The 25,328-nt window shown below is 58.0% G+C and carries 24 protein-coding genes, 1 tRNA gene and 2 pseudogenes; 10 read left to right on the top strand and 17 right to left on the bottom strand.

Translation table 11 applies throughout. From position 1 onward, the window contains the following. Positions 1–14 precede the first annotated feature (14 nt). Together ACYZT5_RS23030 and ACYZT5_RS23025 are read right to left on the bottom strand one after the other, a co-directional pair. Positions 15–761: an ABC transporter substrate-binding protein gene (locus tag ACYZT5_RS23030; RefSeq protein WP_462047540.1), complete on the bottom strand. Its 747-nt coding sequence runs from the start codon at positions 759–761 to the stop codon at positions 15–17. Between the two features lie 13 nt (positions 762–774). Continuing rightward, a complete protein-coding gene (locus tag ACYZT5_RS23025) occupies positions 775–1,548 on the bottom strand; it encodes an ABC transporter ATP-binding protein (RefSeq protein ID WP_007897462.1) in 774 nt (257 codons plus the stop codon). Positions 1,549–2,099: 551 nt separating this feature from the next. On the opposite strand from ACYZT5_RS23025, the gene gabP reads away from it, so the two are divergent. Then, complete coding sequence (gene gabP, locus ACYZT5_RS23020; RefSeq protein ID WP_462047539.1) at positions 2,100–3,491, top strand: GABA permease; 1,392 nt, start codon at positions 2,100–2,102, stop codon at positions 3,489–3,491. A 72-nt stretch (positions 3,492–3,563) separates the two neighbouring features. Here gabP and ACYZT5_RS23015 read toward each other — a convergent pair whose 3' ends face one another. The 4 genes and pseudogenes from ACYZT5_RS23015 to ACYZT5_RS23000 form a co-directional block, all read right to left on the bottom strand. Next, the gene (locus tag ACYZT5_RS23015; protein ID WP_462047538.1) at positions 3,564–4,016 is read right to left on the bottom strand and encodes a hypothetical protein; all 453 of its coding nucleotides are present in this window, start codon (positions 4,014–4,016) and stop codon (positions 3,564–3,566) included. Between the two features lie 6 nt (positions 4,017–4,022). Beyond that, positions 4,023–4,439, bottom strand: a complete 417-nt coding sequence (locus tag ACYZT5_RS23010) for a hypothetical protein (RefSeq protein ID WP_462047537.1) — start codon at positions 4,437–4,439, stop codon at positions 4,023–4,025. Positions 4,440–4,476: 37 nt separating this feature from the next. Next, positions 4,477–5,451, bottom strand: coding sequence for an alpha/beta hydrolase family protein (locus ACYZT5_RS23005; RefSeq protein WP_462047536.1), 975 nt, complete (start codon positions 5,449–5,451; stop codon positions 4,477–4,479). A gap of 117 nt (positions 5,452–5,568) precedes the next feature. After that, positions 5,569–6,234, bottom strand: a pseudogene (locus tag ACYZT5_RS23000) (DUF1016 N-terminal domain-containing protein); the annotation flags it as partial. A 261-nt stretch (positions 6,235–6,495) separates the two neighbouring features. On the opposite strand from ACYZT5_RS23000, the gene ACYZT5_RS22995 reads away from it, so the two are divergent. Then, complete coding sequence (locus ACYZT5_RS22995) at positions 6,496–6,945, top strand: carboxypeptidase regulatory-like domain-containing protein (protein WP_462047535.1); 450 nt, start codon at positions 6,496–6,498, stop codon at positions 6,943–6,945. A 110-nt stretch (positions 6,946–7,055) separates the two neighbouring features. Here ACYZT5_RS22995 and ACYZT5_RS22990 read toward each other — a convergent pair. The 5 genes from ACYZT5_RS22990 to ACYZT5_RS22970 form a co-directional block, all read right to left on the bottom strand. Then, positions 7,056–7,131: transfer RNA gene (locus ACYZT5_RS22990), tRNA-Phe, on the bottom strand. Positions 7,132–7,234: 103 nt separating this feature from the next. Continuing rightward, the gene (locus ACYZT5_RS22985; protein ID WP_008149405.1) at positions 7,235–7,507 is read right to left on the bottom strand and encodes an oxidative damage protection protein; all 273 of its coding nucleotides are present in this window, start codon (positions 7,505–7,507) and stop codon (positions 7,235–7,237) included. Continuing rightward, positions 7,504–8,571, bottom strand: coding sequence for an A/G-specific adenine glycosylase (gene mutY, locus ACYZT5_RS22980; RefSeq protein ID WP_462047534.1), 1,068 nt, complete (start codon positions 8,569–8,571; stop codon positions 7,504–7,506). Before mutY ends, ACYZT5_RS22985 begins: the two co-directional genes overlap by 4 nt. After that, positions 8,568–10,784, bottom strand: coding sequence for an AsmA family protein (locus ACYZT5_RS22975; RefSeq protein ID WP_462047533.1), 2,217 nt, complete (start codon positions 10,782–10,784; stop codon positions 8,568–8,570). The genes mutY and ACYZT5_RS22975 overlap by 4 nt, the downstream gene beginning before the upstream one ends. A gap of 78 nt (positions 10,785–10,862) precedes the next feature. Next, a complete protein-coding gene (locus ACYZT5_RS22970; protein WP_462047532.1) occupies positions 10,863–11,267 on the bottom strand; it encodes an acetyl-CoA sensor PanZ family protein in 405 nt (134 codons plus the stop codon). Between the two features lie 226 nt (positions 11,268–11,493). Between ACYZT5_RS22970 and ACYZT5_RS22965 the strand changes: the two genes are divergently transcribed. Continuing rightward, positions 11,494–13,158: an OFA family MFS transporter gene (locus ACYZT5_RS22965; RefSeq protein WP_462047531.1), complete on the top strand. Its 1,665-nt coding sequence runs from the start codon at positions 11,494–11,496 to the stop codon at positions 13,156–13,158. 113 nt (positions 13,159–13,271) lie between these two features. Here ACYZT5_RS22965 and ACYZT5_RS22960 read toward each other — a convergent pair whose 3' ends face one another. Then, positions 13,272–14,633 carry an IS4 family transposase gene (locus tag ACYZT5_RS22960; RefSeq protein WP_462047420.1) on the bottom strand — a complete coding sequence of 454 codons (1,362 nt, stop codon included), beginning with the start codon at positions 14,631–14,633 and terminating at the stop codon, positions 13,272–13,274. 251 nt (positions 14,634–14,884) lie between these two features. Between ACYZT5_RS22960 and hisB the strand changes: the two genes are divergently transcribed. The 5 genes from hisB to hisF are packed head-to-tail and all read left to right on the top strand — an operon-like array spanning position 14,885 to position 17,937. Further along, entirely contained in the window at positions 14,885–15,478 is a 594-nt protein-coding gene (hisB, locus tag ACYZT5_RS22955) for an imidazoleglycerol-phosphate dehydratase HisB (RefSeq protein ID WP_003218037.1), read from the top strand. Next, on the top strand, positions 15,478–16,116 hold the full coding sequence (hisH, locus tag ACYZT5_RS22950) for an imidazole glycerol phosphate synthase subunit HisH (RefSeq protein WP_033058292.1): 639 nt from the start codon (positions 15,478–15,480) through the stop codon (positions 16,114–16,116). Before hisB ends, hisH begins: the two co-directional genes overlap by 1 nt. Further along, positions 16,117–16,377 carry a DUF2164 domain-containing protein gene (locus ACYZT5_RS22945; RefSeq protein WP_403104477.1) on the top strand — a complete coding sequence of 87 codons (261 nt, stop codon included), beginning with the start codon at positions 16,117–16,119 and terminating at the stop codon, positions 16,375–16,377. Positions 16,378–16,419: 42 nt separating this feature from the next. Continuing rightward, complete coding sequence (gene hisA / locus ACYZT5_RS22940) at positions 16,420–17,157, top strand: 1-(5-phosphoribosyl)-5-[(5-phosphoribosylamino)methylideneamino]imidazole-4-carboxamide isomerase (protein WP_033058290.1); 738 nt, start codon at positions 16,420–16,422, stop codon at positions 17,155–17,157. 9 nt (positions 17,158–17,166) lie between these two features. After that, entirely contained in the window at positions 17,167–17,937 is a 771-nt protein-coding gene (gene hisF, locus ACYZT5_RS22935; RefSeq protein ID WP_007972752.1) for an imidazole glycerol phosphate synthase subunit HisF, read from the top strand. A 509-nt stretch (positions 17,938–18,446) separates the two neighbouring features. Here the strand turns inward: hisF and ACYZT5_RS22930 are convergent. Next, entirely contained in the window at positions 18,447–18,809 is a 363-nt protein-coding gene (locus ACYZT5_RS22930) for a trypsin-like serine protease (protein WP_462052297.1), read from the bottom strand. Between the two features lie 411 nt (positions 18,810–19,220). On the opposite strand from ACYZT5_RS22930, the gene ACYZT5_RS22925 reads away from it, so the two are divergent. Beyond that, positions 19,221–19,976 (top strand): substrate-binding periplasmic protein, encoded by a 756-nt coding sequence (locus ACYZT5_RS22925; protein ID WP_462047530.1) that lies wholly within the window; start codon positions 19,221–19,223, stop codon positions 19,974–19,976. A gap of 60 nt (positions 19,977–20,036) precedes the next feature. On the opposite strand, the gene ACYZT5_RS22920 is transcribed toward ACYZT5_RS22925, so the two are convergent. Then, entirely contained in the window at positions 20,037–21,437 is a 1,401-nt protein-coding gene (locus ACYZT5_RS22920) for a trypsin-like serine peptidase (protein ID WP_462047529.1), read from the bottom strand. A gap of 109 nt (positions 21,438–21,546) precedes the next feature. Here ACYZT5_RS22920 and ACYZT5_RS22915 point away from each other — a divergent pair. Beyond that, positions 21,547–21,702, top strand: a pseudogene (locus tag ACYZT5_RS22915) (amino acid ABC transporter substrate-binding protein); the annotation flags it as partial. A gap of 27 nt (positions 21,703–21,729) precedes the next feature. Here ACYZT5_RS22915 and ACYZT5_RS22910 read toward each other — a convergent pair. From ACYZT5_RS22910 to ACYZT5_RS22900, 3 genes are all read right to left on the bottom strand, one after another. After that, positions 21,730–23,118, bottom strand: coding sequence for a Vps62-related protein (locus ACYZT5_RS22910; protein ID WP_462047528.1), 1,389 nt, complete (start codon positions 23,116–23,118; stop codon positions 21,730–21,732). Positions 23,119–23,231: 113 nt separating this feature from the next. Then, positions 23,232–23,999, bottom strand: coding sequence for a divergent polysaccharide deacetylase family protein (locus ACYZT5_RS22905; RefSeq protein WP_462047527.1), 768 nt, complete (start codon positions 23,997–23,999; stop codon positions 23,232–23,234). 1 nt (position 24,000) lies between these two features. Further along, entirely contained in the window at positions 24,001–25,320 is a 1,320-nt protein-coding gene (locus tag ACYZT5_RS22900; protein WP_462047526.1) for a S41 family peptidase, read from the bottom strand. Positions 25,321–25,328: the final 8 nt, after the last annotated feature.

The following is a 25,328-nucleotide window of genomic DNA, read 5'->3' as shown; positions in this document are numbered from 1 at the left end:
CAGGCAAGTCAGAATCAATAGATGCTGAACGGGAAGTACTTGTCGTTGATCTTCTTGTAAGTACCGTCCTCGACGATTTCCTTCAGGGCAAGGTTCAGCTTCGCGCGGAGGGTGTCGCCTTTACGTACAGCGATACCGATCTTGTCGCTTTCTTCCACCGGATCGCCCTTGAACTCGTAGGACCGACCGGCGTCGCTTTTCAGCCACTCGTAGTTGACGTACTTGTCCGCCAGGATGCCGTCCAGACGACCGGAGGTCAGGTCCAGGTAAGCGTTTTCCTGAGTGTCGTAGAGCTTTGTTTCAACGCCTTCCATGTGGTCTTCCATCCAGGTGCCGGCGAGGGTCGCACGTTGTGCGCCGATCACTTTGCCTTGTAGGGAGTCCTTGTCGGTTTTGAAGTCGACGTCTTTCTTGGCAATGAATTGCAGCTTGTTGGAGTAGTACGGGTCGGTGAAGTCCACCGCTTGCTTGCGCTCGTCGGTGATCGACATCGAAGAGATCAGGAAGTCGAACTTCTTGGCGTTCAGGGCCGGAATGATGCCGTCCCAGTCGGACGTGACCACGGTGCAGTCGACTTTCATCTTGGCGCACAGGGCGTCGCCAATTTCCTTGTCGAAGCCGACGACATTGCCACTGGCATCTTTATTGTTGAACGGCGGGTAGGCCGCTTCGATGCCCATCTTCAAGTTCTCGGCGACGGCACCGGCGCTGAAGGCCAGGGTGACGGCAGCAGCCAGGAAGATTTTTTTGTAGTTCTGCATGCGGGTAGCTCCGTTAGCGGTTGCTGGACATGAATTGTTTGCAGCGCGCCGAAAGCGGGTTTTCAAACACCTGCTGTGGCGATCCTTGCTCTTCTACCAAGCCCTGGTGGAGGAACACCACTTCGCTGGAAACCTGACGAGCGAAGCCCATTTCATGGGTGACCAGCAGCATGGTGCGGCCTTCTTCGGCCAATGCGCGGATGACATTAAGTACTTCCTGGACCATTTCCGGGTCAAGGGCGGAGGTGGGCTCGTCGAACAGGATCACCTTGGGTTGCATCGCCAGTGTCCGGGCGATGGCCGCGCGCTGTTGCTGACCGCCGGAGAGTTGCGCCGGATAGGCGTGGCGTTTGTCAGCGATGCCGACCTTGGCCAGCAAGGCTTCGGCGACTTCGATGGCCTCGGCTTTGCTTTGACCGAGCACCCGGCGCGGGGCTTCGATGATGTTGTCGAGCACGCTCATGTGCGGCCAGAGATTAAAGTTTTGAAACACAAAACCGATCTCGCTGCGCAGGCGATTGATCTGCTTGCCGTCGGCAGCGACCAGTTCGCCGTTTTTTGCGGCTTTGAGCTTGAGTTCTTCGCCCGCCACCAGGATTTGGCCCTGATGCGGGTTTTCCAACAGGTTGATGCAACGAAGGAATGTGGACTTGCCAGAACCGGAAGAACCCAGGATCGAGATCACGTCGCCGTCGCGGGCGGTCAGCGAGATGCCTTTGAGCACCTCAAGCTGTCCGTAGCGTTTGTGCAAGTTGCGGATTTCAAGCGCGGGCGTGGCCTCAGCCATGTGCGTTCCTCATAGTGTTTCGCTCCTGCTGTTGGCGGCCTTCCTGGCGAGGCGGCCAAGCTAGCATAGCGTTCGAGTGGCAGCCAACAGCGCTACGGGCGGTAAACGGGTGGCCTGTGGCAGGTTGTCGCATCGGTGCAGCAGACTGTCGCCCTGCTATCAACCGAACAGCCGTTTGAACCAGCTGCCCCGCGGGTGTCGCGTAAAAAAGGGCGCGATGTTGCCAGCTTTGGCGGGGTGTTGGAAGCGCTAACCGGCCAAACGTTCCTGATCCGCACTTTAATTGTGCGTCCGCACATTATTGGGTGTGTTTCCGGTGCGCGGGTTCGTCCTTGAAGTGGGTCGCAGGGTAACGCTCTGGCGAATTGCCATTATTCTCAATGACTTGCGATGACTGTCCGGTCAGGTCGAGATCGCCGTGGTAGACGGTTTTGAAATATTTTGGCGCAATTATTGCGTGCAGATTCCGGAACGCCCCGTTGGTTTCTTTTTACAGAAGAGAATTTCAAACGGGATGCACGCATTCGCTTTTCCTTACAAAGGTAGTTTCAATGAGCAATACCCAAAGCTCTAACGGCCTCGAACAGGGGCTTAAACCGCGTCATGTGACCATGCTGTCGATCGCCGGGGTTATTGGCGCCGGCCTGTTCGTTGGCTCGGGCCACGCTATCGCTGCCGCAGGCCCAGCCGTGCTGTTGGCCTATGCCGCCGCCGGTATGCTGGTGGTGCTGGTTATGCGCATGCTCGGTGAGATGGCCGTCGCGTCGCCAGATACTGGCTCCTTTTCGACGTACGCCGATCGCGCGATCGGTCACTGGGCCGGCTTCACTATCGGTTGGCTCTACTGGTGGTTCTGGGTTTTGGTGATCCCGCTGGAGGCCAACGCCGCCGCGACCATCCTGCATGCCTGGTTCCCGAATGTGGCGATCTGGGCCTTCACATTGATCATCACCTTGCTGCTGACAGTGACCAACCTGTTCAGTGTGAAGAACTACGGTGAATTCGAATTCTGGTTCGCCCTGGTCAAAGTCGTGGCGATCATCGGTTTCATTGGCCTCGGCATTCTGGCGATCTTCGGCTTCCTGCCGAACAGCCAGGTCAGCGGTGTTTCGCACCTGTTCGACACCCAAGGCTTCCTGCCAAACGGCATGGGCGCGGTGCTGGGCGCCATTTTGACCACCATGTTTTCCTTCATGGGTACCGAGATCGTGACCATCGCGGCCGCGGAATCGAAGAACCCTGGCCAGCAAATCTCCAAGGCCACCAACTCGGTGATCTGGCGGATTGGTTTGTTCTACCTCGTGTCGATCTTCATCGTTGTGGCCCTGGTGCCATGGAACGACCCGATTCTGGCCAGCGTCGGCTCTTACCAGACCGTGCTTGAGCGCATGGGCATCCCGAATGCCAAGCTGATCGTCGACATCGTGGTGTTGGTTGCTGTGACCAGCTGCCTGAACTCGGCGTTGTACACCGCCTCCCGCATGATGTTCTCCCTGGGCAAGCGCGGTGATGCACCGGCCGTTTCACAGCGCACCAACAAGAGCGGCACGCCGTATTGGGCCGTCATGTTGTCCACTGGTGCTGCGTTCATCGCGGTTTTCGCCAACTACGTGGCCCCGGCCGCGGTGTTCGAATTCCTGCTGGCCAGCTCCGGCGCTATCGCGCTGCTGGTGTATCTGGTGATCGCCATCTCGCAACTGCGTATGCGCAAACAGCGCATGGCTCGTGGCGAGAAAATTGCCTTCAGCATGTGGCTGTTCCCGGGTCTGACCTACGCAGTGATCGTGTTCATTGTTGGCGCGCTGACGATCATGCTGTTCCAGGAAGCCCACCGCGTGGAGATCCTCGCGACCGGCCTGCTGAGCGTGTTGGTGGTGGCTGCCGGTTTGTTTGTGGCTCGTCGTCGCAAACTGGAAAAGCGTGGCGCGGTGGTGCTGAACTGATTCACACCGCGTAACGCAAAACGGCCGCTGTCAGTGATGACAAGCGGCCGTTTTTGTTTCTGAGGCGAGTGTTTACTCAGCCTTTTCTTCCTGGGTATCCAGCGACTCGCGATAGCTGTCGAGTGCATCGCCGAAGTCAGTGATGAACTGCGGGTCTGTCAGCCAGGCCTGGGCGGCGTCGCGGTCCATGCCGTCGGCCCACATGCGATAGTCGATCAGCATGTCGGCGGCCAGGTGAGTGGCGGCCATGGCTTCGTTATCGGCGTTTTCCATGTCCAGCAGTTCTGGATGGTCGCTGATGATCCCGGCGAGGTTCGATAGCAAGGTCAGCAGCATGTCGTTGCGGCTGATGGCTTCCGCGTCACGCATTTTGCTAAACATCGCCAGGGTGTATTCCGGGATCGGTTCGCCGATTTCACCCAGATCATCGTCCAGTGCGGCGGGTTTTCTGCCGTGGATATTGATTTGCTTGGCTTTGATCTTGGCGCGTTTGGCGCGTTTTTGTTGCTTGTTCAGGGATGCCATGGGAACTCAGTTTGCTTTCGGTTGGTTTTGGGCCGCGATGGATTCGGACGCCGCCACGTAATCAATCTGGAAGGTCGGGGATTCGATCCACGCCAAGGCGCCGGCTTCGTCCTCTTCGGTGGACCATTGGCGATACTCGATCAGCGCGGCGATGATGAAGTCTGTCGCTGTTTCTTCGCCTTCCTGCTCCAGCACCAGCGCGATAAGCGGGTGCTCCAGAAAGGCCACGCACATGGCTTGTTGGCTGATCTTTTGCGCATCGATCATTTCTTTGAACATGTCGGTCAGGTCCACCGATTCGAAGTCGATTCGATCGTCGTTCGGATCCAGCTCGACCGGCGCGGCAGCCCGTTGGGTGCGGTTCTGCTTGGCCTTTGCTTTGGCGCGTGTGGCGCGTTTGTTCTGCTTGTTGGCGGAGGCCATGGGCGTCGTTCCGTATTTCGTTGAGTGGGCAAGTCAATCAGCTGCGTGGCACTAGCCGCCCGGGTGTGTCGGGGGCCAGTTCGCCGGTCTGCAACCAGGACAATGCAATGGGCCATAGTGTGGCTTGGTATGGGCTACGAAAAAAGGCGAAATGTCCGACTTCTTGTTCGCCGATGTCTTCGGGGGCGATTCGCAGATGGCTGGTCGTTGCGCCGGTGAAGTAACCGAGCAGGCGTTCGATGGCTGGAATCGTGCCGTAAGGATCGTCGCTGATGCTGATGGCCAGGGTTTTCGCGGTGACTTTGGCGAACGGGAGCTGGCCATGTTTTGCGTGGATTATGCGGCCGCTGGGGCGCTTCTCGTATCGGGCCGTGGGCGTGCTCCAGTCGTGTACGACACCCGTGGGCGTGTCTTCCAGCCAGCCGAGGCGTTTACCGGGGAAGTAGCCGTAAACCATCGTCAACAACGGCATCACCAGGTGCCACTTGCCGAACATCCGGCAGCGAAGGGCAGGGGCGTAATCGCGCCAGTAAGCGAACTGAGCACCTACGGTGACCAGGCGCCGGATAACCTGCCCGGAGGCTCCCAGCCCCGCTGCACAGCCTCCAAAGCTGTGACCGACGACGTCGATGGGCTGGCCGGGGAATTCCCGCTGAGCGCGATTGAGCATCGCCTCAAAGTCCAGCGCGCCCCAATCGGACCATGAGGCCTGAAGCCCTTTCAGCGATGCCGGACGCGACTCGCCGATGCCGCGGTAATCAAAAGTGATCACGTCGAAGCCGTTGGCGAACAGGTATTCGGCGAAACGAGAATAGTGGCGGCAGCGGACAGAGGTGGCAGCGTTGATGATAACGACTGGGCGCGTTGAGTCCGATAGCGCCTGCCGCCAGGTGAATCCGCCAAGAATGAAGCCGTCTGCGGCGGTCTCCTTGAACGGTTCGCCGGGAGCGTAGGCTGGCAGCCGCAACTCCATTTGAGCGGAGGCCAACGAGGACGTGTCCTGCAAATTCATCGGTTTTTGACCTTTGCGGGTAGTTGCCAACAATAGTCTTCACGCTGCCCATGAACAATCCATCCATGATTATCTGGGGATCTGGTTGAACAACCGCTCCTCAAGCACTGCCCGTTCCCGATCCAGTTCGAGCAGGAAGGCCTGAAGCTGATTGATCAGTGCTTGTTCGAGATCGGTTTCTTGGGTTAAGCCCGCATTGGGCAACCCAAGAAACTCCAGGATTACCGGATCCCTGATGAAGTCCCGAGGGTTGGCCTTCATTTGCTGAATGTGGGTGGCAGCTTCCTGCTTGACGGCGCAGCGGTCTCGGCTCGCCAGCAGGCGTTCGTAGTAGAGCGTGTTGATCTGGCGTTCCAGGGCGCGACTTGACCAGTTCTGAAGAGCTGATTCGTTCATGTACCAGTGGCGAGCGTGGTCGTTGTCGACGCGCAGCAGCCTGCGGTAGTGAGTCCAGCTCAATTCGGAACGCACTGCGTTCCAAATTGGAAAGGTCTGATAAAAATCACGCATGTATCGCAGATTGCGTTCATCAAAGCCTTTCCCGAATTCTGCTGTAAGCATTTTCGCCAGCGTCGACAACAACTGCTTGCCATAGCCCGCCCGCCGAGCCCCCTCCTGCTCGAACTCCACAATATGCCGTCCGATCTGCCAGCAGGTTTGCACTTGGACGGTATCGACCGCTCGTAGCACCTTCTGCCGTGCCTGACGGATCAATTCGCCAAGATTGCCAAGCAGTGAGGCGAGTTGTGGATCTTGGGTGTTATCGGGTTTGAGTGCGCTCATGAGTCTTCCGCGGCAGGATGAACAGGCAGAAGAGGATTGCAGGGGTGGGGTGGTCGACGATGCCGGGCGCGGCTGGTAAATCGGAAGGAAAGTCCGATTGGTTTTGCGGGATCGCGCCGACGGCAATCCGCGCTTGAGGAATACAACGTGTAGTCCGATTCGCAGTGAACCCAAGTACTAATCAATCTAAAACTTGGTCATTCAGCCGGAAATCTAACAGGAGAAACGATTGGGTTCTGCGCAGCCCGGGGAGTCGCCACCATGAAGTACCTCCGTTCACTCCTGTTGCCCATCGCCGCTGTCGGCGTATTGATGTTTCCCGTCATGCTGAGCGCTGCCAGCCTTGAACCCATCGACAACTCAGGCGTGCAAGTCCAGCCGCAACAGCAAGGCGGGATTAGTTACCTGTCCGGGGGGATTGGCGAGGATGAGTCGAAGGCCATCCAGCAAGCCCAGGGCTACAACCTGCACATGACCTTCTCCATCGGTCCGGAGAACAAATACGTTCCCGATGTGGATGTGGTCATTCAGAAAGAACCAGGGCAGTCAGTACTGACGCTGAGTCAGGCTGGCCCGCTGGTGTACGTTCAGCTACCTCCCGGCAAGTACACCGTGGTGGCGACGCGTAATGGCGAGGCGAAGCATGACACTACGGATGTCGGAAGCGGCACCGCTCGCAATCTGGTTTTCCACTGGAATGGTGATGAATAGTTGCGAAGGGGAGAAGCAAATGGCTTGCGAGTTGGACGGCGTAAGCCGGGCATGATCAAATCGCAGGCATAAAAAAACCCTGAATCTTGCGATTCAGGGTTTTCGGTATTTGGTGCCCAGAGACGGAATCGAACCGCCGACACGGGGATTTTCAATCCCCTGCTCTACCGACTGAGCTATCTGGGCAACGGGGCGCATTAAACTGGTTTTTCAGGGGGTCGTCAAGAAAGTTTTCAAAAAAATTTTAATTATTACCGTCGCTTACGTTCCGACCCTCGAAAATGCGGGATTATTCAGCCGGCGGAACGTAGCCGTCAGCCTTGGCGTATTCCTCGCCGGAAAAGAACTTGTCCATCTCGCCTTGAAGATATTTGCGGTCTTCGGCGTTCATCATGTTCAGGCGTTTTTCGTTGATCAGCAGAGTCTGGTGCTTTTGCCAGTCTGCCCAGGCTTTGGCCGAGACGTGGTCAAAAATGTCCTGACCTTTTGCGCCTGGAAATGGAGCGCGCTCCAGGGCGGGCAATTCTTCTTTGTACTTGCGGCACATGATGGTGCGGGTCATGACGACTCTCCTGCGTTCAATACGGCGGCCGCGCGTTCGAGCAAGGTTTTGACCGGGGCGGCAAGGCCCAGGCGCGGCGGGGTGGCGAGGTTATACCAGAGCCAGTCGGCCTCGGCCACGTGATAGCCGGCCTCCTGGACCTGAACCAGCCAGGGTTCGATGGACAACTGAAAATGACTGAACGTGTGTACCAGGCTCGGCAACGCCTGTTGGCTGCCAAGCTCCAGCGAGTGCTGCGAAGCCAGATGTTGCAGGTCGTCGAGGTCGTCGAGCTCCGGCAGGCTCCATAAACCGCCCCACAAGCCCGTGGAAGGGCGACGGTAAAGCAGAATCGCGCCGTCGCCGTTGGCGAGCATCGGCATCAGCGTGCGTTTCTGTGGCACGGTTTTACGCGGTTTGGGGATCGGGTAGCGCGTCTCCAGGCCGAGCATGTGCGCTTCGCAACCCTTTTCGAGCGGGCAGAGCAGGCAGCTCGGCTTGCTACGGGTGCAAAGCGTGGCGCCCAGATCCATCATCGCCTGGGTGTAGGCGTTGACCCGATCATGCGGCGTAAAGCGCTCAGCGTTCGCCCACAGCTGTTTGGCGACCTTTGGCTCGCCCGGATAACCCTCTTGCGCGGTAAAGCGCGCCAGCACCCGTTTGACATTGCCGTCGAGGATCGGCGCCCGTAGACCCATGCTCAGGCTGGCGATGGCGCCCGCCGTGGACAGGCCGATGCCCGGTAGATCAACCAGCTTTTCCACATCGCGGGGAAACTCGCCACCGTACTGCTCGACGACGATCTTCGCGGTCTTCTGCAGATTGCGTGCACGGGTGTAGTAACCGAGGCCGGTCCACAGGTGCAGGACTTCGTCTTCCGGCGCAGCGGCCAGGGCTTCGACCGTCGGCAACGAGGCCATGAATCGGTCGAAGTAGTTCAGCACGGTGCTGACCTGGGTTTGCTGCAGCATGATTTCCGAAACCCACACCCGATACGGTGTGATGCCCTGTTGCCAGGGCAAATCGTGACGGCCGTGGCGGTCGTACCAGTCCAGCACCGCCGTTGAAAACTGCTCGGCTCTCATCGCTTGAACAGCCCCTTCAACGCGTTTTTCAGTTCCGGGCTGACCTTGTCGCCAAGCTTCTCGTCGATTTTTTCGCTGATCCGTTCGCCGGCCAGTTTGCTCGCGACCTGGCCCATGCGTTCGTTATCGAGGCGGCAAGCCTTGGCGCCCAGTTCCAGCGGGCCACGGCAGCGCAGTGGCCACTCGATGCCGATGAACTTCTCGCCGACCTGGCAGGCCGGGTCCGGCATGTCGCTCTTGTCGCCTTCGACGATAACGCCCACGCGATAGTCCATGCCCAACACCCGAAGATCGACATCGCCGTCGCCGTTGACGGTCATGCCCGGGATGCGCACTTTCAGGTCCGGGTTGCTGGCCACGCCGTTACGGAAGGTCAGGTTGCCCTTGAGCTCCTGGAACGGTGTGTCCTTGCCCCGTGGCTCGCCGCTGAGGGATTTACGGTTCAGGGTGGCGATGCCTTTGCACAGCTGTTGTTCGAGGTTGGCATTGAGCAGGACGCCGTCGTTGATGACGAAACTGGCGTTGCCGTTGAGGGTTTCGATCAGCGCTTTCTGGCTGTTGCCGCTACCGGTCAGGTTGCTGTTGACCGTCACCAGGCCTTTGACCGGCGGATTTTTACCCTGGCTCTCGAGGATTTTTTCCACCGGTACTTTGATGATGCTCGTCTGCATGTTCAGCGCTGGCACCTGCTGGCGCACGTCGAGCGTACCTTTGGCGTCGAAGTTGCCGTCGTACAGGTCGCCGCGTAGGCTTTCGAGTGTCAGCAGACCGCCTTGGCCTGTGGCTTTGAGCGCAGCGTTCTGGATCGGCAATTTATCGAGGGTCAGTTGGCCGAAGGTGAGGTCAGCGTCTACGTCGAGTTTGCTCAGGCGTTCCACCGGCAGCAGGCGCTCGTTGCTCCACGCGTCTTTGGTCGGTGCTTGCGGTAGCGGCGTGCTGCCCGGACCAGCCAAGGCATCGGCTTCGGTGCTGGCCACTTCGGCCTGACGCACCTGCGTCGCGCTACTGGCTTCGGCGGATTTTGGCGGCAGGTAACGGTCGACGTTGAAGGTGTCGGCCTTGAGGGTCGCCCGCAGCGATTGTTTGGCGAAGTCCTCGACGGCGATGCGGCCACTGAAGGTGCTGTCATCGACTTTCAGGTTGATGTTGTCGAGCACCACGCTGGTCGGCGTGCCAGCCAGACGGCTGACTAACTCGACTTTGCTCAGGCTACCGTCAGCCATCGCCGGAAGCTTCTGGCCGATGCTGTCGACGAATTTCGCCAGATCGAACTGGGCGATCGACAGGCCGCCGCTGATTTGCGGGGTTTTGTCGAGGTCGTTGACCTTCAGTTCGCCCAGTGCGCGCAGTTGGTTGGCAGAGATCTTGATGCCAGTCCATTCGGCGACGTTCGCGGCTTTATCGAGCAGTAATTGGCCTTGGGCGGCGAAGGTCATGGTTTTGCCTTGCAGCGGATCGCCAGCCACTTCGCCAGAGAGTTTCATGTCTTCGAGTTTGTAGCGCTGCAGTGCGCGCTCGAAACGCAGCTCGCCGTTGAGCTCGGTACGGATACGCAAGACCGGCTGATTGGTGCCCAGGAACGCGGTGAGTTTGACCGGGATGTTCGTGGAGTCATGCACCGGGCCGGTACTCAGCTGGATGCTTTCGGCGCTGAATTGCTTGCCGGTTTTCTCGTCGCTGTATTCAACGCGGGCGTTGTTGACGGTCAGGCTGTCGATGTCCAGGCGAATCGGCTGGGCCGGTTTTTCCGCTTGGGCGGTGGTCTCGGTCGCTGGTTCGCCAGTGGTCGCGGGCGGGGTGGCCGGCGCCGGTGCCTTGCCGATGTCTTGCCAGTTGCCGTGGCCGTCCTTGTCGCGGGTCAGGCGCAGGTTCAGGCCCTCGACGCGTACATCGCTCATCTGCACTTCACGGCGCAGCAGCGGCAGCACACGGACCGACAAGCCAAGCATCTGCAAGTCAGCGAACGGCTCGGTAGGCTTGGCCAGGGTCGCGACGGTGGCTTCGTGCAATTCCAGGCCCAGCCACGGGAACAGGCTCCAACCGATATCGCCATTGAGCGTCAGCTCGATGTGGGCCTTGTCGCGGGCAATCTGGCGAATCTCGTCTTTATAGTCGTTGGGATCAAAGAGGTGGGTCAGGGCAAAGCCCAGCGCCACAATGATCAGCAACAGCCCGAGAAGTACCAGACCCAGGATTTTGCCGAACGCTTTCATGGGCGAGTCCTTGTAGTTAGTCGAATTCGAAATTTAGCCGGGGAGTATAGCGCTCCGCAGCGGACGACCGGTCAGCGATCACGTCGGCAACACATCCAGGGGCACTTTCAGTTTGGCCGCCAGCGCTTGTGCCTCCAAGTGCCCGCCAGGCGCCAGCAGACGCAAAGTCGCGCCTGATTGCAACGCCATTTTCTGCGCTTCGTTCACCAGACGCTCGGCCACACCACGACGACGGGTAATTTTTCGTACGCATAGTTGGGACAGGTGCCAGACATCCTGGTGACGTTGCAGACGTACCGCGCCTAACAGTCGATCGTTGAAGCGGCCGGCAATCAGCGAACCCTCAAGCAGGCAGCCTTCAATCAGCTGCACATCCCCGGCAAACGGGGCAAATAGCCAGTCCGGAGCATCGCGGTAGATCTTTTGCAGATCCTGCTGATCCTGATAAGTGGCTTCGTTCAGCGGCTCGACAATGATCGGCATGGGGGGTTCCTTCAGTGGTACGAGATCTGATGACGTACAAAAGGTGATATCACTTTGGTTTTTCTGTCACGTACAGATGGTAACCTCTGCCGGGTTCGTCCGTCCTTCTGCGACTTGATGTCGCACCAAAGCGTAGCTTCAGCCTGAAAAAACAGTCATGCGTGCGCATAAAGGCTGGGGGGTGAGGAGTGGCTGACGAACCCTACTAATAATTGGGGGATACACAATGACCACGAGCATCACGGCGGACGGCCTCAAAGCCGACCAGCCCTCGTTCCTGTCCAAGGAGCGCATCATCGCCAAGCCCGGTTTCAACCGTTGGCTGGTACCACCGGCCGCCCTGGCTATCCACCTTTGCATCGGCATGGCCTACGGCTTCTCGGTGTTCTGGTTGCCACTGTCCAAAGCCCTGGGCGTGAGCAAGCCAACGGCTTGCGCGCCGGACATGAGCTTCATCTCGCAAGTCTTTTCGTCCCAATGCGACTGGCCGATCTCGATGCTCGGCTGGATCTACACCCTGTTCTTCATCTTCCTCGGCTGCTCGGCAGCGATCTGGGGTGGCTGGCTGGAACACGCCGGGCCACGCAAGGCCGGCGTTGTATCGGCACTGTGCTGGTGTGGCGGTCTGCTGATTTCAGCGCTGGGGGTCTATACCCACCAGATCTGGCTGATGTGGATCGGCTCCGGGGTCATTGGCGGTATTGGCCTGGGCTTGGGTTACATCTCGCCGGTCTCGACCCTGATCAAGTGGTTCCCGGACAAGCGGGGTATGGCGACCGGCATGGCGATCATGGGTTTCGGTGGTGGCGCGATGGTGGGTGCTCCGCTGGCCGCAGCCCTGATGGGCCACTTCGCTTCGCCAACCAGCGTCGGCGTATGGCAGAGCTTCCTGGTGATGGCCGCGATCTACTTCGTGTTCATGATCGGTGGCGCATTGTCCTACCGCGTTCCACCAACCGGCTGGAAGCCTGAAGGCTGGACCGCTCCGGCGAAGAAAGCTTCCAACGCGATGATCACCCACCGTCACGTCCATGTGAATGTAGCGTGGAAAACCCCGCAATTCCGTCTGGTGTGGCTGGTGCTGTGCCTGAACGTATCCGCCGGTATCGGCATCCTCGGCATGGCGTCGCCGCTGTTGCAGGAAGTGTTCGCCGGTAAGTTGCTGGGCACTGACCAGACGTTTGGTCAGCTGGACGCTGGGCAACTGGCCTCGATCGCAGCGATCGCAGCCGGTTTCACCGGTTTGCTGAGCCTGTTCAACATTGGTGGCCGGTTCTTCTGGGCGTCGTTCTCCGACTACCTGGGTCGCAAAAACACCTACTTCGTGTTCTTCGCCCTCGGTTTTGCCTTGTACGCGCTGATTCCGAACCTCGGTCACTTGGGCAACGTTGCGCTGTTCGTGGCGGCCTTCTGCATCATCCTGTCGATGTACGGCGGTGGTTTTGCGACGGTCCCTGCGTATCTCGCGGACCTGTTCGGTACGCAAATGGTCGGCGCGATCCACGGTCGTCTGCTGACTGCCTGGGCGGCGGCGGGTGTGTTGGGTCCGGTGTTGGTGAACTACCTGCGTGAGTATCAGCTGAGCATCGGCGTTGAACGCGCCGCCGCATACGACATCACTCTGTACATCCTCGCGGGCCTGCTGGTGCTGGGTTTCCTGTGCAACCTGCTGGTGCGTCCGGTGGCAGACAAGTACTTCATGACCGACGCTGAACTGGCTGCCGAACAGGCGCTGGGCCATGACAAGGGGGCTGATAGCAGCACCGTATTGGAGTGGAAAGCGGATGCGGGCACCAAGCCTTTGGCGGTTGCTGCATGGCTGGTGGTGGGTATTCCGTTGGCGTGGGGTGTTTGGGTGACCCTGCAGAAAACTGCGGTTTTGTTTCACTAAGTACTCCGTAACTGATCGTTCCCACGCTCTGCGTGGGAATGCCTCCCGTGACGCTCCGCGTCACATTCAGAGCGGACGCGGAGCGTCCAGGGCTGCACTCCCACGCAGAGCGCTCATCGTTCTACACAACTCTCGATGAGCGCACGCTGGGCGTCTAATGCGATAACAAACTCACGTATTCGTTGCATCCCTATCCACATGGCCTTGGGGCCGGGAGGTCCGTCATTTTTACGCCCCAAGTAGCCTCCCAGGCTCGTGACCAGTAAAACCATTTCTCCTAAAGAAGGGGGCGCAGTGGGCGGTTGGCACCGTTTGACCACGATATAGGCTGCTTTCCACTCCGAAGCCTCAAACACCATCTCGCAGCTTAGATCGGGACAAGCACGTCCCAGCATCAGGCTGTACAGCACACGCCAGGTCGTGATCAGGTACAAACCAATGCAGGGCAACAACCGTTCCTCGGTCTCCAGCTGCAATCGACTGACCTGACAACCATTCTTCAGCACATTGAAAAACACTTCGATAGACCAGCGTACCCCGTACCACTCAACCACGGTGCTCGCCTGCTCCAGGCTAGTGACCGGCAGACTGGTCAGCAGCAGCCACTCCAGAGGTTCAACACCGTCTATGGCGTTTTCTTCACGGGCCAACACAGCATTGATCGAGACGCTGGGCAATTTATAACCCGGCCTGTCGGGGGCACGCAGGGTCACGGTTGCCGCGCGCAAGGTGACATCAGCCAGTCGGGCGGGGCGCTGGGGACGAGCTTTGACTTCAACCTTGAGTGTTCCCAAGGACGGTGCCTGATCCAGTGCCGACCACAACTTCCCGTTGTCAGCCCCCAGCAAGCGCCTGTCTTGAGCCGCCCGCACGATCCATTGGGCCCGGGTGTCTGGACTGAACTCTTGATGATCAACAAACCATTCGTACAGATCGCCCTCAGCATCGGCGAGGTTGACCACCAGGGTCTGCGGTAGCTGCCCCTGAATCGCGCAACTGGTTTGATAACTGTCAATCCAGCGCTGACTCTCTTTCTCATCAATCCCTTTATCTCGGCGCTCATGGCGGGGGCTCGGTTTATCGCGGCTCCACCACTGAGCATCGACGACGCCCAGACAAATACGTTCGGGGGTAAAGGCAATGGTTGGGTGCAGACGTCGAGAAAACTTCTTCTGCGCCTTGATCGTGCCCATCCCTTTGGGACCGAGATTGACCCATTTGTCCATCTCGGTCGTGTCTTGCGCCAACAGCACCACGGGACTGCTTTGCATCCGTTGCAGGGTCGCGTCCTGATGGGGCCGCAACACCTTCTGGAACGTGACTTTCTCATTATCAAGAAATCGATAGGCCGCCGTGGTTTCTGCCAGCCCTCGACAAGCGGTCGGGATGCTGTTGCCGGGATGATCGGCTAGGCGTCCTAAAAAGCTGGCGAGCCTGGCATTTAAACGGCCATCACCCAAGTCGGCGGTTTTCATTTCGTCCTGTGCCCAATTCAATCTTCGTTCTCCATTTCTTCGAGTTTCAAAAATACTTGAAAACAGAGTTATGTAGAACGATGAGCGCAGAGCGTGGGAGCGATCAGTGGCTTGGCGTGCTTGTATGGACATGTCTATCGCCGACGGCGCTGGATTCACTCCGTCAGTCATATCACCTCCCGTGTTTCTGTTTCGCGCCCGCGCCCCTATAATGGTTGCCTTTTTCGCCCAATGATTTTGCGGAGCTGGTGATGGCCGAACGTAAGGCGTCAGTCGAGCGCGACACTCTGGAAACCCAGATCAAAGCCTCGATCAACCTGGATGGCACCGGAAAGGCCCGATTTGATATCGGTGTTCCTTTTCTTGAGCACATGCTGGACCAGATCGCCCGTCACGGGCTGATCGACCTGGATATTGTCAGCAAGGGCGACCTGCATATCGATGACCACCACACCGTGGAAGACGTCGGTATCACCCTGGGTCAGGCCTTCGCCAAAGCCATCGGCGACAAGAAAGGCATCCGTCGCTACGGCCACGCCTACGTGCCGCTCGATGAAGCGCTGTCACGCGTGGTGATCGACTTCTCCGGCCGTCCAGGCCTGCAGATGCATGTTCCCTATACCCGCGCCACCGTTGGCGGCTTCGATGTTGACCTGTTCCAGGAGTTCTTCCAGGGCTTCGTCAACCATGCCCTCGTCAGCCTGCACATCGACAACCTGCGTGGCACCAACACCCACCACCAGATCGAAACCGTGTTTAAGGCTTTCGGTCGTGCCCTGCGCATGGCCGTAGAGCTGGATGACCGCATGGCCGGTCAGATGCCGTCGACCAAAGGCGTTCTGTAATGCAGACGGTCGCGGTTATCGATTACGGCATGGGCAACCTGCACTCGGTGGCCAAGGCCCTCGAGCACGTCGGTGCCGGCAAGGTCCTGATCACCAGCGATGCCGACGTGATTCGCGAAGCCGACCGGGTGGTGTTCCCCGGCGTTGGCGCGATTCGCGATTGCATGGCGGAGATCCGTCGCCTGGGCTTCGACTCGCTGGTGCGTGAAGTCAGCCAGGACCGCCCGTTCCTCGGCATCTGCGTGGGCATGCAAGCCTTGCTCGACAGCAGTGAAGAGAACGACGGCGTCGACTGCATTGGCCTGTTTCCAGGCGCAGTGAAATTCTTTGGCAAAGACCTGCACGAAGACGGCGAGCACCTGAAAGTCCCGCACATGGGCTGGAACGAAGTGAAGCAGACGGTGAGTCATCCGCTGTGGCACAACATTCCGGACCTGGCGCGTTTCTATTTCGTGCACAGCTACTACATCGCCGCCGGCAACCCGCGGCAGGTGGTGGGTGGCGGTCACTACGGTGTCGATTTCGCCGCCGCGCTGGCCGATGGCTCGCGTTTCGCCGTGCAGTTCCACCCGGAGAAGAGCCATACCCATGGTCTGCAATTGCTGCAGAACTTCGCCGCGTGGGATGGTCGCTGGTAAATGGCAGCCAAGAAAACGAAGCCGCCGATCCTGACCCTCACTCCTGAACAGGAGAACGAGGCCAATCACAAGATCAAACGCTTCATGGAAGATCGCTTCGAACTGGACCTGGGTTCGTTCGAGGCGGCTGAAATCCTTGAGCTGTTTACCCGTGAAATTGCTCCGCACTATTACAACAGGGCGATTTTCGATGTGCAGACGCACCTCAAAGAGAGGTTCGAAAGCATCGAAAGCGACCTGTGGGCGCTCGAGAAAAACTGATTTTCGAGCGAAGCTGAACAATCGAATTTGAAGGTTTGCCAGATGCTGATTATTCCCGCTATCGATCTTAAAGACGGTGCCTGTGTTCGTCTGCGCCAGGGCCGCATGGAAGATTCCACGGTGTTCTCCGATGATCCGGTGAGCATGGCTGCCAAGTGGGTGGAAGGCGGTTGCCGCCGTCTGCATCTGGTCGACCTGAACGGCGCTTTCGAAGGCCAGCCGGTCAACGGCGAAGTGGTCACCGCCATCGCCAAGCGCTACCCGAACCTGCCGATCCAGATCGGCGGCGGTATCCGTTCCCTCGAAACCATCGAACACTATGTGAAGGCTGGCGTGAGCTACGTGATCATCGGCACCAAAGCCGTGAAAGATCCGGCCTTCGTTGCTGAAGCCTGCCGCGCGTTCCCGGGCAAAGTGATCGTCGGTCTCGATGCCAAAGACGGTTTTGTCGCCACCGACGGCTGGGCTGAGATCAGCACCATTCAGGTGATCGACCTGGCCAAGCAATTCGAAGCTGATGGCGTGTCCGCGATCGTTTATACCGACATCGCCAAAGACGGCATGATGCAGGGCTGCAACGTACCGTTCACCGCTGCGCTGGCCGCTGCAACGAAGATCCCGGTGATCGCCTCCGGTGGCATCCACAACCTCGGTGACATCAAGTCGCTGCTCGACGCCAAGGCGCCAGGCATCATCGGCGCCATCACTGGCCGGGCAATCTACGAAGGCACTCTCGATGTCGCTGAAGCGCAAGCTTTCTGCGATTCGTACAAAGGCTGAGGACTGACCATGGCGCTGGCCAAACGCATCATCCCTTGCCTGGACGTGGACAACGGCCGGGTGGTCAAGGGCGTCAAGTTCGAGAACATCCGCGACGCCGGCGACCCGGTAGAGATCGCCCGTCGGTATGACGAGCAGGGTGCCGACGAGATTACCTTTCTCGACATCACCGCCAGCGTCGATGGCCGCGACACCACGCTGCATACTGTTGAGCGCATGGCCAGTCAGGTGTTCATCCCGCTGACCGTGGGCGGCGGCGTACGTACCGTGCAGGACATTCGCAACCTGCTGAATGCCGGCGCGGACAAGGTCTCGATCAACACTGCTGCGGTGTTCAACCCGGAATTCGTTGGCGAAGCTGCTCAGCATTTCGGTTCGCAGTGCATCGTTGTCGCCATCGACGCCAAGAAAGTCTCCGGTCCGGGCGAAACTCCGCGCTGGGAAATCTTCACCCACGGCGGGCGCAAACCTACCGGTCTCGACGCTGTTGAATGGGCGAAGAAGATGGAAGGCCTGGGTGCCGGTGAAATCCTGCTGACCAGCATGGATCAGGACGGCATGAAAAACGGCTTCGACCTGGGCGTCACCCGTGCCATCAGCGACGCGTTGGGCATTCCGGTGATCGCGTCTGGCGGCGTCGGCAACTTGCAGCATTTGGCCGACGGCATTATCGAAGGCCACGCCAGCGCGGTGTTGGCGGCGAGTATTTTCCACTTTGGTGAATACACCGTGCAGGAAGCCAAGGCCTACATGGCTCATCGCGGGATCGTGATGCGTTAAACGCTGAATCCCCCCGGAGCGAAAACTTCGGGGGATTCCACAGCGTGATCCTTTGTCTGCTCATACGGCCAGCCTTGAGCCAGCGAGCGGTTCATGTCTTGAGCAATGCTCATCTGTCCGTCAGGACTATTGGCACAGACAGAGCGTTTCTCAGCAAGCCGAGATCAGTTTCCTGGTCTAGAGACAAGCCCAGAATGCACAAGAAATAACGCCCGGGTTGTGTACCTATTTCGTCATCCATTGCGGAAGCACCTCTTGATCCTGTGGACCGGATTGCCATAAACATTACCCGCTATTGCCAGATATCCGTTTTCTGTCAGGGTGCACGGTGCATTGATTTCGCAAGGCGTAAGCGAAGGGTCATCACTCGCTGTTCCAATAACGCCAATAATCTCATTGGTGTAACGATCCAGCGGCGGGCTTCCTGAGATACCTGCTCTAACGCCTTTACATCGCGTCATGAAGTTGTTGCGCCATGTCCATTTGCCTTCGATGACATCGGAGGCCGGCTACAACGTACAAGCAGACATCTGCAACGTCGAATATTGCGGTGCCCCGACAATCAAAACGTTTGAACCATCAGGTGGCATGAAGCGAGCCAGCTTTAACGGTCGTATACCCTGTTTTTTCAGTGTGTGCATGCTGACATTAAGTTCGACGATGGCCATGTCCACGCCCTGCATGCTCCGCCACTTTACTTGTTTCACAGGGTAGGACGTGTTTTTGCTAACGTCAGTGAAGTAGTTGAATGTCATGCTTCCTGTGACGCGTTTGTTTGTGATGATTTTTCCATTGGAATGGTCAATGCAGTGTCCGGCGGTCAGAACATATGCAGAAGTCGATAGCAGTGGCGTGCTGTCACGGTTGTCGATAAGTGTGGCAGTACATACGGATCCTTCAATTGATAACCGGCCAATGCCGCTCCAGTGGTTACGAGATCCATTGGTGTTATCAAGTTTGCTGGGTTCTGACAGGTTCTGCGCACCTTCGCCAAAGTCTTGGGCGTCTGCAAAACATGGGAACCTATCAGGCTTATGGCACTGATAAGTTATAAGAGTGTGATTTCATTGATGAAGTCTCTGATTAATGTTTAGTGGTAATCCGGGATTTGCCGGGCACAACCAATTAATCAGGAGTGGCTGAGTCGAGGGTGGTAAATATATATGCCTGAAAATTTACTTCGAGTATTACGTGGAAATCACATGATTGAAGTCAAAACGCCAGTAGACAGCGCAACGAGCTCAAGGCACTCTTGGGCACGCCATGGATTTCGGTAGCCTGACATGATCAAACGCCTGCTTCTCGTTCTCGCCAGTGCTTCTGTGTTGTTGATCAGCGCGGCCCGCGCCGGGGACAGCCCCGACACCGATCTGGTGCTCCTTACCGAAAACTTCCCGCCGTACAACATGGCGAAAAACGGCAAGAATTTCGCTCAGGACGAGAACATCAATGGCATCGCCGTGGACATCGTCCGCGAGATGTTCAAGCGCGCCGAAGTCACCTACAGCCTGACGCTGCGTTTCCCTTGGGAGCGAATCTACAAACTCGCTCTGGAGAAGCCCGGTTACGGCGTATTTGTGATGGCACGGTTGCCAGACCGCGAGAACCTATTCAAGTGGGTCGGCCCGATCGGCCCGGATGACTGGATCATGCTGGCCAAGGCTGATAGCAAGATCAGCCTTGAGTCACTGGAGCAGGCGCGCAAATACAAGATTGGTGCCTATAAGGGCGATGCGATTGCCGAGACGTTGGCCAAGCAGGGATTGAAGCCGATTGTCGTGCTGCGGGATCAGGACAACGCGAAGAAACTGGTCAACGGCCAGATTGACCTGTGGGCTACCGGAGATCCCGCCGGGCGCTATCTGGCGCGCCAGGACGGGGTAACCGGGCTCAAGACCGTGCTTCGCTTCAACAGCGCCGAGCTGTACCTGGCGCTGAACAAGGATGTGCCGGACGAAACCGTTGCCAAGCTGCAGGCTGCGCTGGATCAGCTACGCAAGGAAGGCGTGGTTGAGGACATCATGGCGCGGTATTTGTAGTGTGAATCAAAAGCGGTAAATCCCATCCTTGCCATGCCCGGCCATCACCTGTGCCGCGCGCTACTCAATCAGATCGAAACGTACTGCCGAGGGCTGCGGCCCGGAATCGCCTTGCGCATAGCTGCAGACCTTGGTGGCCGAGGTTATCCGCAGCGTTAGGCTGCCTGCCACCGGTTGGTAGCGCGCATCATCGAAGTCACCGCATTGTGTGAAATCAGCCGGGCCTGCGTGAAAGAAATGAGAAGTGAACGCCGGGTATGCATTGCTCCATGACAGGTGAGCGTTGCGATTGGCGTCTAGCGTAATGCTCGGTGCCGGGGCTGGCTCGGCTAAATGGACGGCGTGCGTGAAAGCGTTCCTGAGTCGCCCGCTGACAAGTTGTTGCTCTGATGAATTGACACCGATGATGCACAGAACGTGCATGCGTGTTTCAGGACCAATAGCACTGTTGATGTAAGCGTTGGTGGCGCTGATAGCTGCGCTGTATTGGTTGGGGTCTTGGCAGCTCAAGGCATCACGTGTCGCTTTGTAGCGATAGTAAGGCGTATTGATTTCGAACCTGAAATCCCATGTGGGCAAGAGTTCCAGGCCCGCGTTCAGCTGAGAGCGAACGGTCGTTCTGAATAATGTTCGCAGATCGATTTTAATGTCGACTTCTTGCAATGCGCAGTGTCTTGCGTTGCTGCTGAAAACACCATTGATGAAACAGGGCGTCAGGAAACTGGTCGCAAAACTGTAGTTGGCCTCCGAAATAATACTTATTATTTTGTTTGTGCGGCGATCAAGTATCAGTCCACCGGAACTGCCATGTTGCAGGCCTTGGCATTGATTCACAAACCCCCCGGGAAAGCGTTGAAGGTGACCAAGGTTGGTTCTGGCCAGTTCTTGAGAGCATGCGCTCAAGCGAAGGCCTTTTTCAGGGAGCCCGCCAGGTGCGCCAACAGAAAGCACATCATGCGGGCCCAGGGCGGGCGGAGGTGCAAGCTTGAGTGGAGTAATGCCATCCAGGATAAGTGAGGCCAGGCTTTTTTCGATTTCCAGTATGGCCATATCCAGCCCCACCAGACTTGTCCAGTTGGCCGTTCCAACCTTATAGGTTTTTTGACGGTCGGGTGTGTCATGGAAATAGTTGAAGGTGATCGTTCCGCCATAACCTTTATTTAGTGTGGAGCTGCCTATGGCGGCGCCAGCGCAGTGCCCACTGGTTATTAAATAGGCAGGTCCGTCGGCTTTCTGTCCGGATTGTCTTGTATCGATAAGAGTGGCTGTGCAGGTGGTATTTTCCGGTGTTTTCAGCAGGCCAATGCCACTCCAGCGTGAATATGTTTCTCCACTGTTATTCAATATTTTTGCGGGGGTGTCATTCCTGAGTCCCTCACCGATATCTCTGGGTTCAGCGCAGACAGGAGTAATAAAACTGTACAGCGAGAAAATCAATGATGTAGCGAGCGTGTAGTTCATGGCCATTCCTTGGCGATTGCATTCATAGCATTTGAATTGGCGGGTACATTCCAGCTTCTGGGCGTAGTTATTCAGTGTTCATACCGACAATGCACAGAAATAGCGCCAGGCTACCGGAGACCCCGCCGGGCGCTATCTGCCGCGCCAGGACGGGGTAACCGGGCTCAAGACCGTGCTTCGCTTCAACAGCGCCGAGCTGTACCTGGCGCTGAACAAGGATGTGCCGGACGAAACCGTTACCAAGCTGCAGGCTGCGCTGGATTAGCTGCGCAAAGAAGGGGTGTCGACGACATCATGGCGCGGTATCTGTAGCTCTCGACGAATCTGGCGACGGCTGAGCAATGGCGCCAACGTCGCTGGCGTCATCAGAAGTACCTGCTTGCGTTGACGAGCCTGTCGCCAGTAGAGGGCACCGGGTGGCTGTCTCGTCCTTTTCTGGAGGATATTCGGACAGGTAAAAGCTGGTGTCGTCGGTGTAGCCGAAGCTGACGGCCACTTCAGTGCCGTCTTCACGTACCAGTTCGTAATAGCTTTCCATCTGATAGACCGCCACGGACTTGAGCTTTGCAGCCATGGCGATGACGACTTGAGGGCCCGATTCGCTCCATTCGCTCGAAGATGTTTCGGTGTGAGTGAAGTTCTTATGAAGACAAGCCGAGAATTTTGTCGCCCGGATATCGCTTAACGCTGCGACCGGCCAAGCCTTTGTGATTTCTACAGCTGTATGGCTGCTGAATAACCGCATTACCGTTGCGTTTTGAGCCCGGGGAGCTGTCCATTTGATAGGCCGGGGCTTGTTCGTTGTGTTGCTGCCGTGCCCGACGAGCACGTGTTGGTCTGTTCTTTTGAGTTCGTAGTACGGGGATCTGCGAAATTGTTCGCTGGGTTGTACGTAATCTCTGACCGCGAACCACGGTAGTCGGGCTATTTGCGTAACCTTGGCCGCTCCGTCCTCTGAGGGTCTCGCGTATCCGGAGAGTGCCGGCGCCTCTGCTGGGGAGGTGACTTGAAGGGGGATTTGCATCCGTAATGCGTACGCGGCGAATTGTGTTGTGGGTTTGTTGTGGCTTGGGACGCCAACAAAAGTGCCTGGTGCAAAGTAGATCTCGCCCGCCGCAGCGGTCGTCGGCTCAATACTCCAGGCGCTGAAGTTCAGCGTTGCACCACTGCCTTTGTCGTTCCAGATCAGATCACCGACGTTTGCAGCGATGACCAGATCCGCCCTGACGCAACGAACCGCGTTGGTTGAAGGTTTACCATGGTCGCTGGAGCAGACCAGTCCCAGCGCAACATAGCCGGCAGGCGGAATCGGGCGCCATATCGAAGTGCGTGCGGCGGCTCCCGAACCTGACTCTTTCCAGACTTGTTCGAAGTCGGTGGGCCGGCTGAGAGCTTTTGCCTTGTTGCTTTCGACGCCTTGTGAATCTCCCTCACAGACAACTGCCGCGACTATTTCGCCATTGATGTGGGCGCCGCTGGGAATAGCAATGTCGCCCAGCGGGAAGTATCCCGGTAATACATCAGGGGCAGGAGTGGGGCGCCAAAAGGTAGCGGTTTTGGCCTGTGAGCCGTACGTATTCCAGACTCGGTGAAACTCCGTCGTAAAATTGATCAGCAGGTTGTCGAGCTTTATGGATTCCATTTGCCTCGTGGGCAATGCGCCATTTTCATTGGTAGTCATAGTCAGTCCTGATAGTGAAAGGCGACTCGGGGAGTCGCGACCTGTTGGAGGTCTCACTATCTGGAAACGGGCGAGTAGTCTGGCGGTAACTATATATAGCTCGTTGCAGGATATTACCGATAAAGGCCGTTTTGGCCATGCGCAGCCGTGGCACGATTGCTGCGCACGCTGATCATCTGGCGGATATCAATCCACTCAACCCCCTGAGCCTTGAGCTTCGGCAATTCCCGCTCAAGCACCGCCAATGTTTGCGGATACGGATGGCCGATCATGACCGCTGAACCCTGTTTGCGCGCCAGGCTGATCGCGGTCTGCAACTGAGCGAAAATCGCCGCCTCGGTGCGTTCGTCATCGAGAAACACATCCCGCGAAACGCTCGCCAGATCGATCTTTTGCGCCTGCTGAGCCGCAACGGTTTGTGCGCTGGTGCGACTGTCGACGAAGAATTTGTGGCGGCGCTGCAACTCGGCCATCAACCACGCCATCGCCACCGGCTGGGCGGTCATGCGGCTGCCCATGTGGTTGTTGATGCCAGCGGTATAGGGCACGACCTTGAACGCCGCATTCAGCCGTTTCTCGAGCTCTTCGATGGGCAGATCGGGATGCCAGGCAAACGGTCCCGTGGCCGGGTCCATCGGCATGTGCAGGATGACGATTTTGCCGGCGCGATGGGCTTCGCGGGCGAATTCGGTGGCGTGGGGTGTGTCAGGCATGATCGCCGTGGTCACCGGGCCGGGCAGGGCCAGCACGCGGCGATCCCGGGGCAGGTTCTGCCCCAGGTCATCGATGATCAGAGTGATGTAGGCCTTTTGAGGGGCGGGCGCTGCATGAGCAACACCCGCCAGACAACACAGTAGACCGAGGACTAACCGCAGGCGCATCTCAGCGGCCGGAGGTGATGCTCAGCCCTTTGAGCAGGCTCAGGGCCTGGGCCAATTGGTAGTCGTCATCCTGCGGCATTGCCTTGGCTTTGCCGCTGGAGCTGGTCGGTTTGTCGACGCCGCCGTTGCCATTGCCCAGGTGACCTTGCAGATCGGCTTCCTTGAAGTACTCGCCGTCCTGCTCGCTGGTGATCTTGGCCTTGCGCACTTCGATATCCGGGACGATGCCCTGAGCCTGGATCGAGCGACCGTTCGGCGTGTAATACAGCGCCGTGGTGATCTTCAGTGCGCGTTCGTTGTTCAGCGGCAACACGGTTTGTACCGAGCCTTTGCCGAAACTGGTGGTGCCCATGACCACCGCGCGTTTTTGATCCTGCAAGGCACCGGCGACAATTTCCGACGCCGAGGCACTGCCGCCGTTGATCAGTGCGACCATTGGCACGGCTTCGCTTTCGTCTTTGCCGGTGGCGGAGAAGCGCAGTTCGGAGTTGGCGATACGGCCCTTGGTGTAAACGATCAGGCCCTTGGTGATGAAGTGGTCGACCACTTCCACCGCCGCTTGCAGCACGCCGCCCGGGTTGTTACGCAGGTCGAGGATGATGCCTTTGAGCTTCTTGCCGTTGTCCTTGCGCAGCTTGGCCAGGGCTTTGGAGACTTCTTCGCCGGTCTTGACCTGGAACTGCGTGATACGGATGTAGCCGTAGCCGGACTCCAGCAACTGGCTCTTCACGCTCTTCACTTGAATGATGGCGCGGGCCAGGGTCACGTCGAACGGTGTACCACCGTCGCGCACCAAGGTCAGGGTGATTTTCTGGCCGATCTTGCCGCGCATCTTGTCCACGGCTTCGGTCATGCTCTGGCCGCGAGTCGGCTGGCCGTTGATCTTGACGATGAAGTCGCCAGCCTGAATGCCAGCCTTGGAGGCCGGGGTGTCATCGATTGGCGAAACGACCTTGATGAAGCCGTCTTCGGCGCCAACTTCGATGCCCAGGCCGCCGAATTCACCGCTGGTGCTTTCCTGCAACTCAGCGAAGTCTTCCGGGCCCAGGTAGGCGGAGTGTGGGTCGAGGTTGCTGAGCATGCCTTTGATGGCGTTTTCCAGCAGAGTCTTGTCGTCCACCGGCTCGACATAGGCGGCCTTGATCCGGTCCATGACCTCGGCGAAGGTGCGCAACTCTTCCAGCGGCAATGGCGCCTTGGTGGTCGCAGCAGTGCCCGCAGGCGCGACAGCCGGAGCAGGTTGAGCGGCGAACGCCAGAGGCGCGCCGATCACCAGGGCGATCGTCAGGGCCAGCGAGGTAAGGCGGGACAAATGCAGCATGTCGAACG

Source organism: Pseudomonas sp. LB3P14 (assembly GCF_054898045.1).
Note: the sequence above shows the minus strand (reverse complement) of the source record. Positions and strands in the feature narration are given on the sequence as shown.

Coding starts and splice junctions, on each gene's coding strand:
- hisA (WP_033058290.1), top strand. CDS start 16,420: ATGCTGATTATTCCCGCTATCGATCTTAAAGACGGTGCCTGTGTTCGT.
- ACYZT5_RS22925 (WP_462047530.1), top strand. CDS start 19,221: ATGATCAAACGCCTGCTTCTCGTTCTCGCCAGTGCTTCTGTGTTGTTG.
- ACYZT5_RS22995 (WP_462047535.1), top strand. CDS start 6,496: ATGAAGTACCTCCGTTCACTCCTGTTGCCCATCGCCGCTGTCGGCGTA.
- hisF (WP_007972752.1), top strand. CDS start 17,167: ATGGCGCTGGCCAAACGCATCATCCCTTGCCTGGACGTGGACAACGGC.
- ACYZT5_RS22970 (WP_462047532.1), bottom strand. CDS start 11,267: ATGCCGATCATTGTCGAGCCGCTGAACGAAGCCACTTATCAGGATCAG.
- hisB (WP_003218037.1), top strand. CDS start 14,885: ATGGCCGAACGTAAGGCGTCAGTCGAGCGCGACACTCTGGAAACCCAG.
- ACYZT5_RS22960 (WP_462047420.1), bottom strand. CDS start 14,633: ATGAAAACCGCCGACTTGGGTGATGGCCGTTTAAATGCCAGGCTCGCC.
- ACYZT5_RS22965 (WP_462047531.1), top strand. CDS start 11,494: ATGACCACGAGCATCACGGCGGACGGCCTCAAAGCCGACCAGCCCTCG.
- ACYZT5_RS23010 (WP_462047537.1), bottom strand. CDS start 4,439: ATGGCCTCCGCCAACAAGCAGAACAAACGCGCCACACGCGCCAAAGCA.
- ACYZT5_RS22920 (WP_462047529.1), bottom strand. CDS start 21,437: ATGAACTACACGCTCGCTACATCATTGATTTTCTCGCTGTACAGTTTT.
- ACYZT5_RS23005 (WP_462047536.1), bottom strand. CDS start 5,451: ATGAATTTGCAGGACACGTCCTCGTTGGCCTCCGCTCAAATGGAGTTG.
- ACYZT5_RS22945 (WP_403104477.1), top strand. CDS start 16,117: ATGGCAGCCAAGAAAACGAAGCCGCCGATCCTGACCCTCACTCCTGAA.
- ACYZT5_RS23030 (WP_462047540.1), bottom strand. CDS start 761: ATGCAGAACTACAAAAAAATCTTCCTGGCTGCTGCCGTCACCCTGGCC.
- mutY (WP_462047534.1), bottom strand. CDS start 8,571: ATGAGAGCCGAGCAGTTTTCAACGGCGGTGCTGGACTGGTACGACCGC.
- ACYZT5_RS23025 (WP_007897462.1), bottom strand. CDS start 1,548: ATGGCTGAGGCCACGCCCGCGCTTGAAATCCGCAACTTGCACAAACGC.
- ACYZT5_RS22975 (WP_462047533.1), bottom strand. CDS start 10,784: ATGAAAGCGTTCGGCAAAATCCTGGGTCTGGTACTTCTCGGGCTGTTG.
- hisH (WP_033058292.1), top strand. CDS start 15,478: ATGCAGACGGTCGCGGTTATCGATTACGGCATGGGCAACCTGCACTCG.
- ACYZT5_RS23015 (WP_462047538.1), bottom strand. CDS start 4,016: ATGGCATCCCTGAACAAGCAACAAAAACGCGCCAAACGCGCCAAGATC.
- ACYZT5_RS22905 (WP_462047527.1), bottom strand. CDS start 23,999: ATGCGCCTGCGGTTAGTCCTCGGTCTACTGTGTTGTCTGGCGGGTGTT.
- ACYZT5_RS22900 (WP_462047526.1), bottom strand. CDS start 25,320: ATGCTGCATTTGTCCCGCCTTACCTCGCTGGCCCTGACGATCGCCCTG.
- ACYZT5_RS22985 (WP_008149405.1), bottom strand. CDS start 7,507: ATGACCCGCACCATCATGTGCCGCAAGTACAAAGAAGAATTGCCCGCC.
- gabP (WP_462047539.1), top strand. CDS start 2,100: ATGAGCAATACCCAAAGCTCTAACGGCCTCGAACAGGGGCTTAAACCG.
- ACYZT5_RS22910 (WP_462047528.1), bottom strand. CDS start 23,118: ATGACTACCAATGAAAATGGCGCATTGCCCACGAGGCAAATGGAATCC.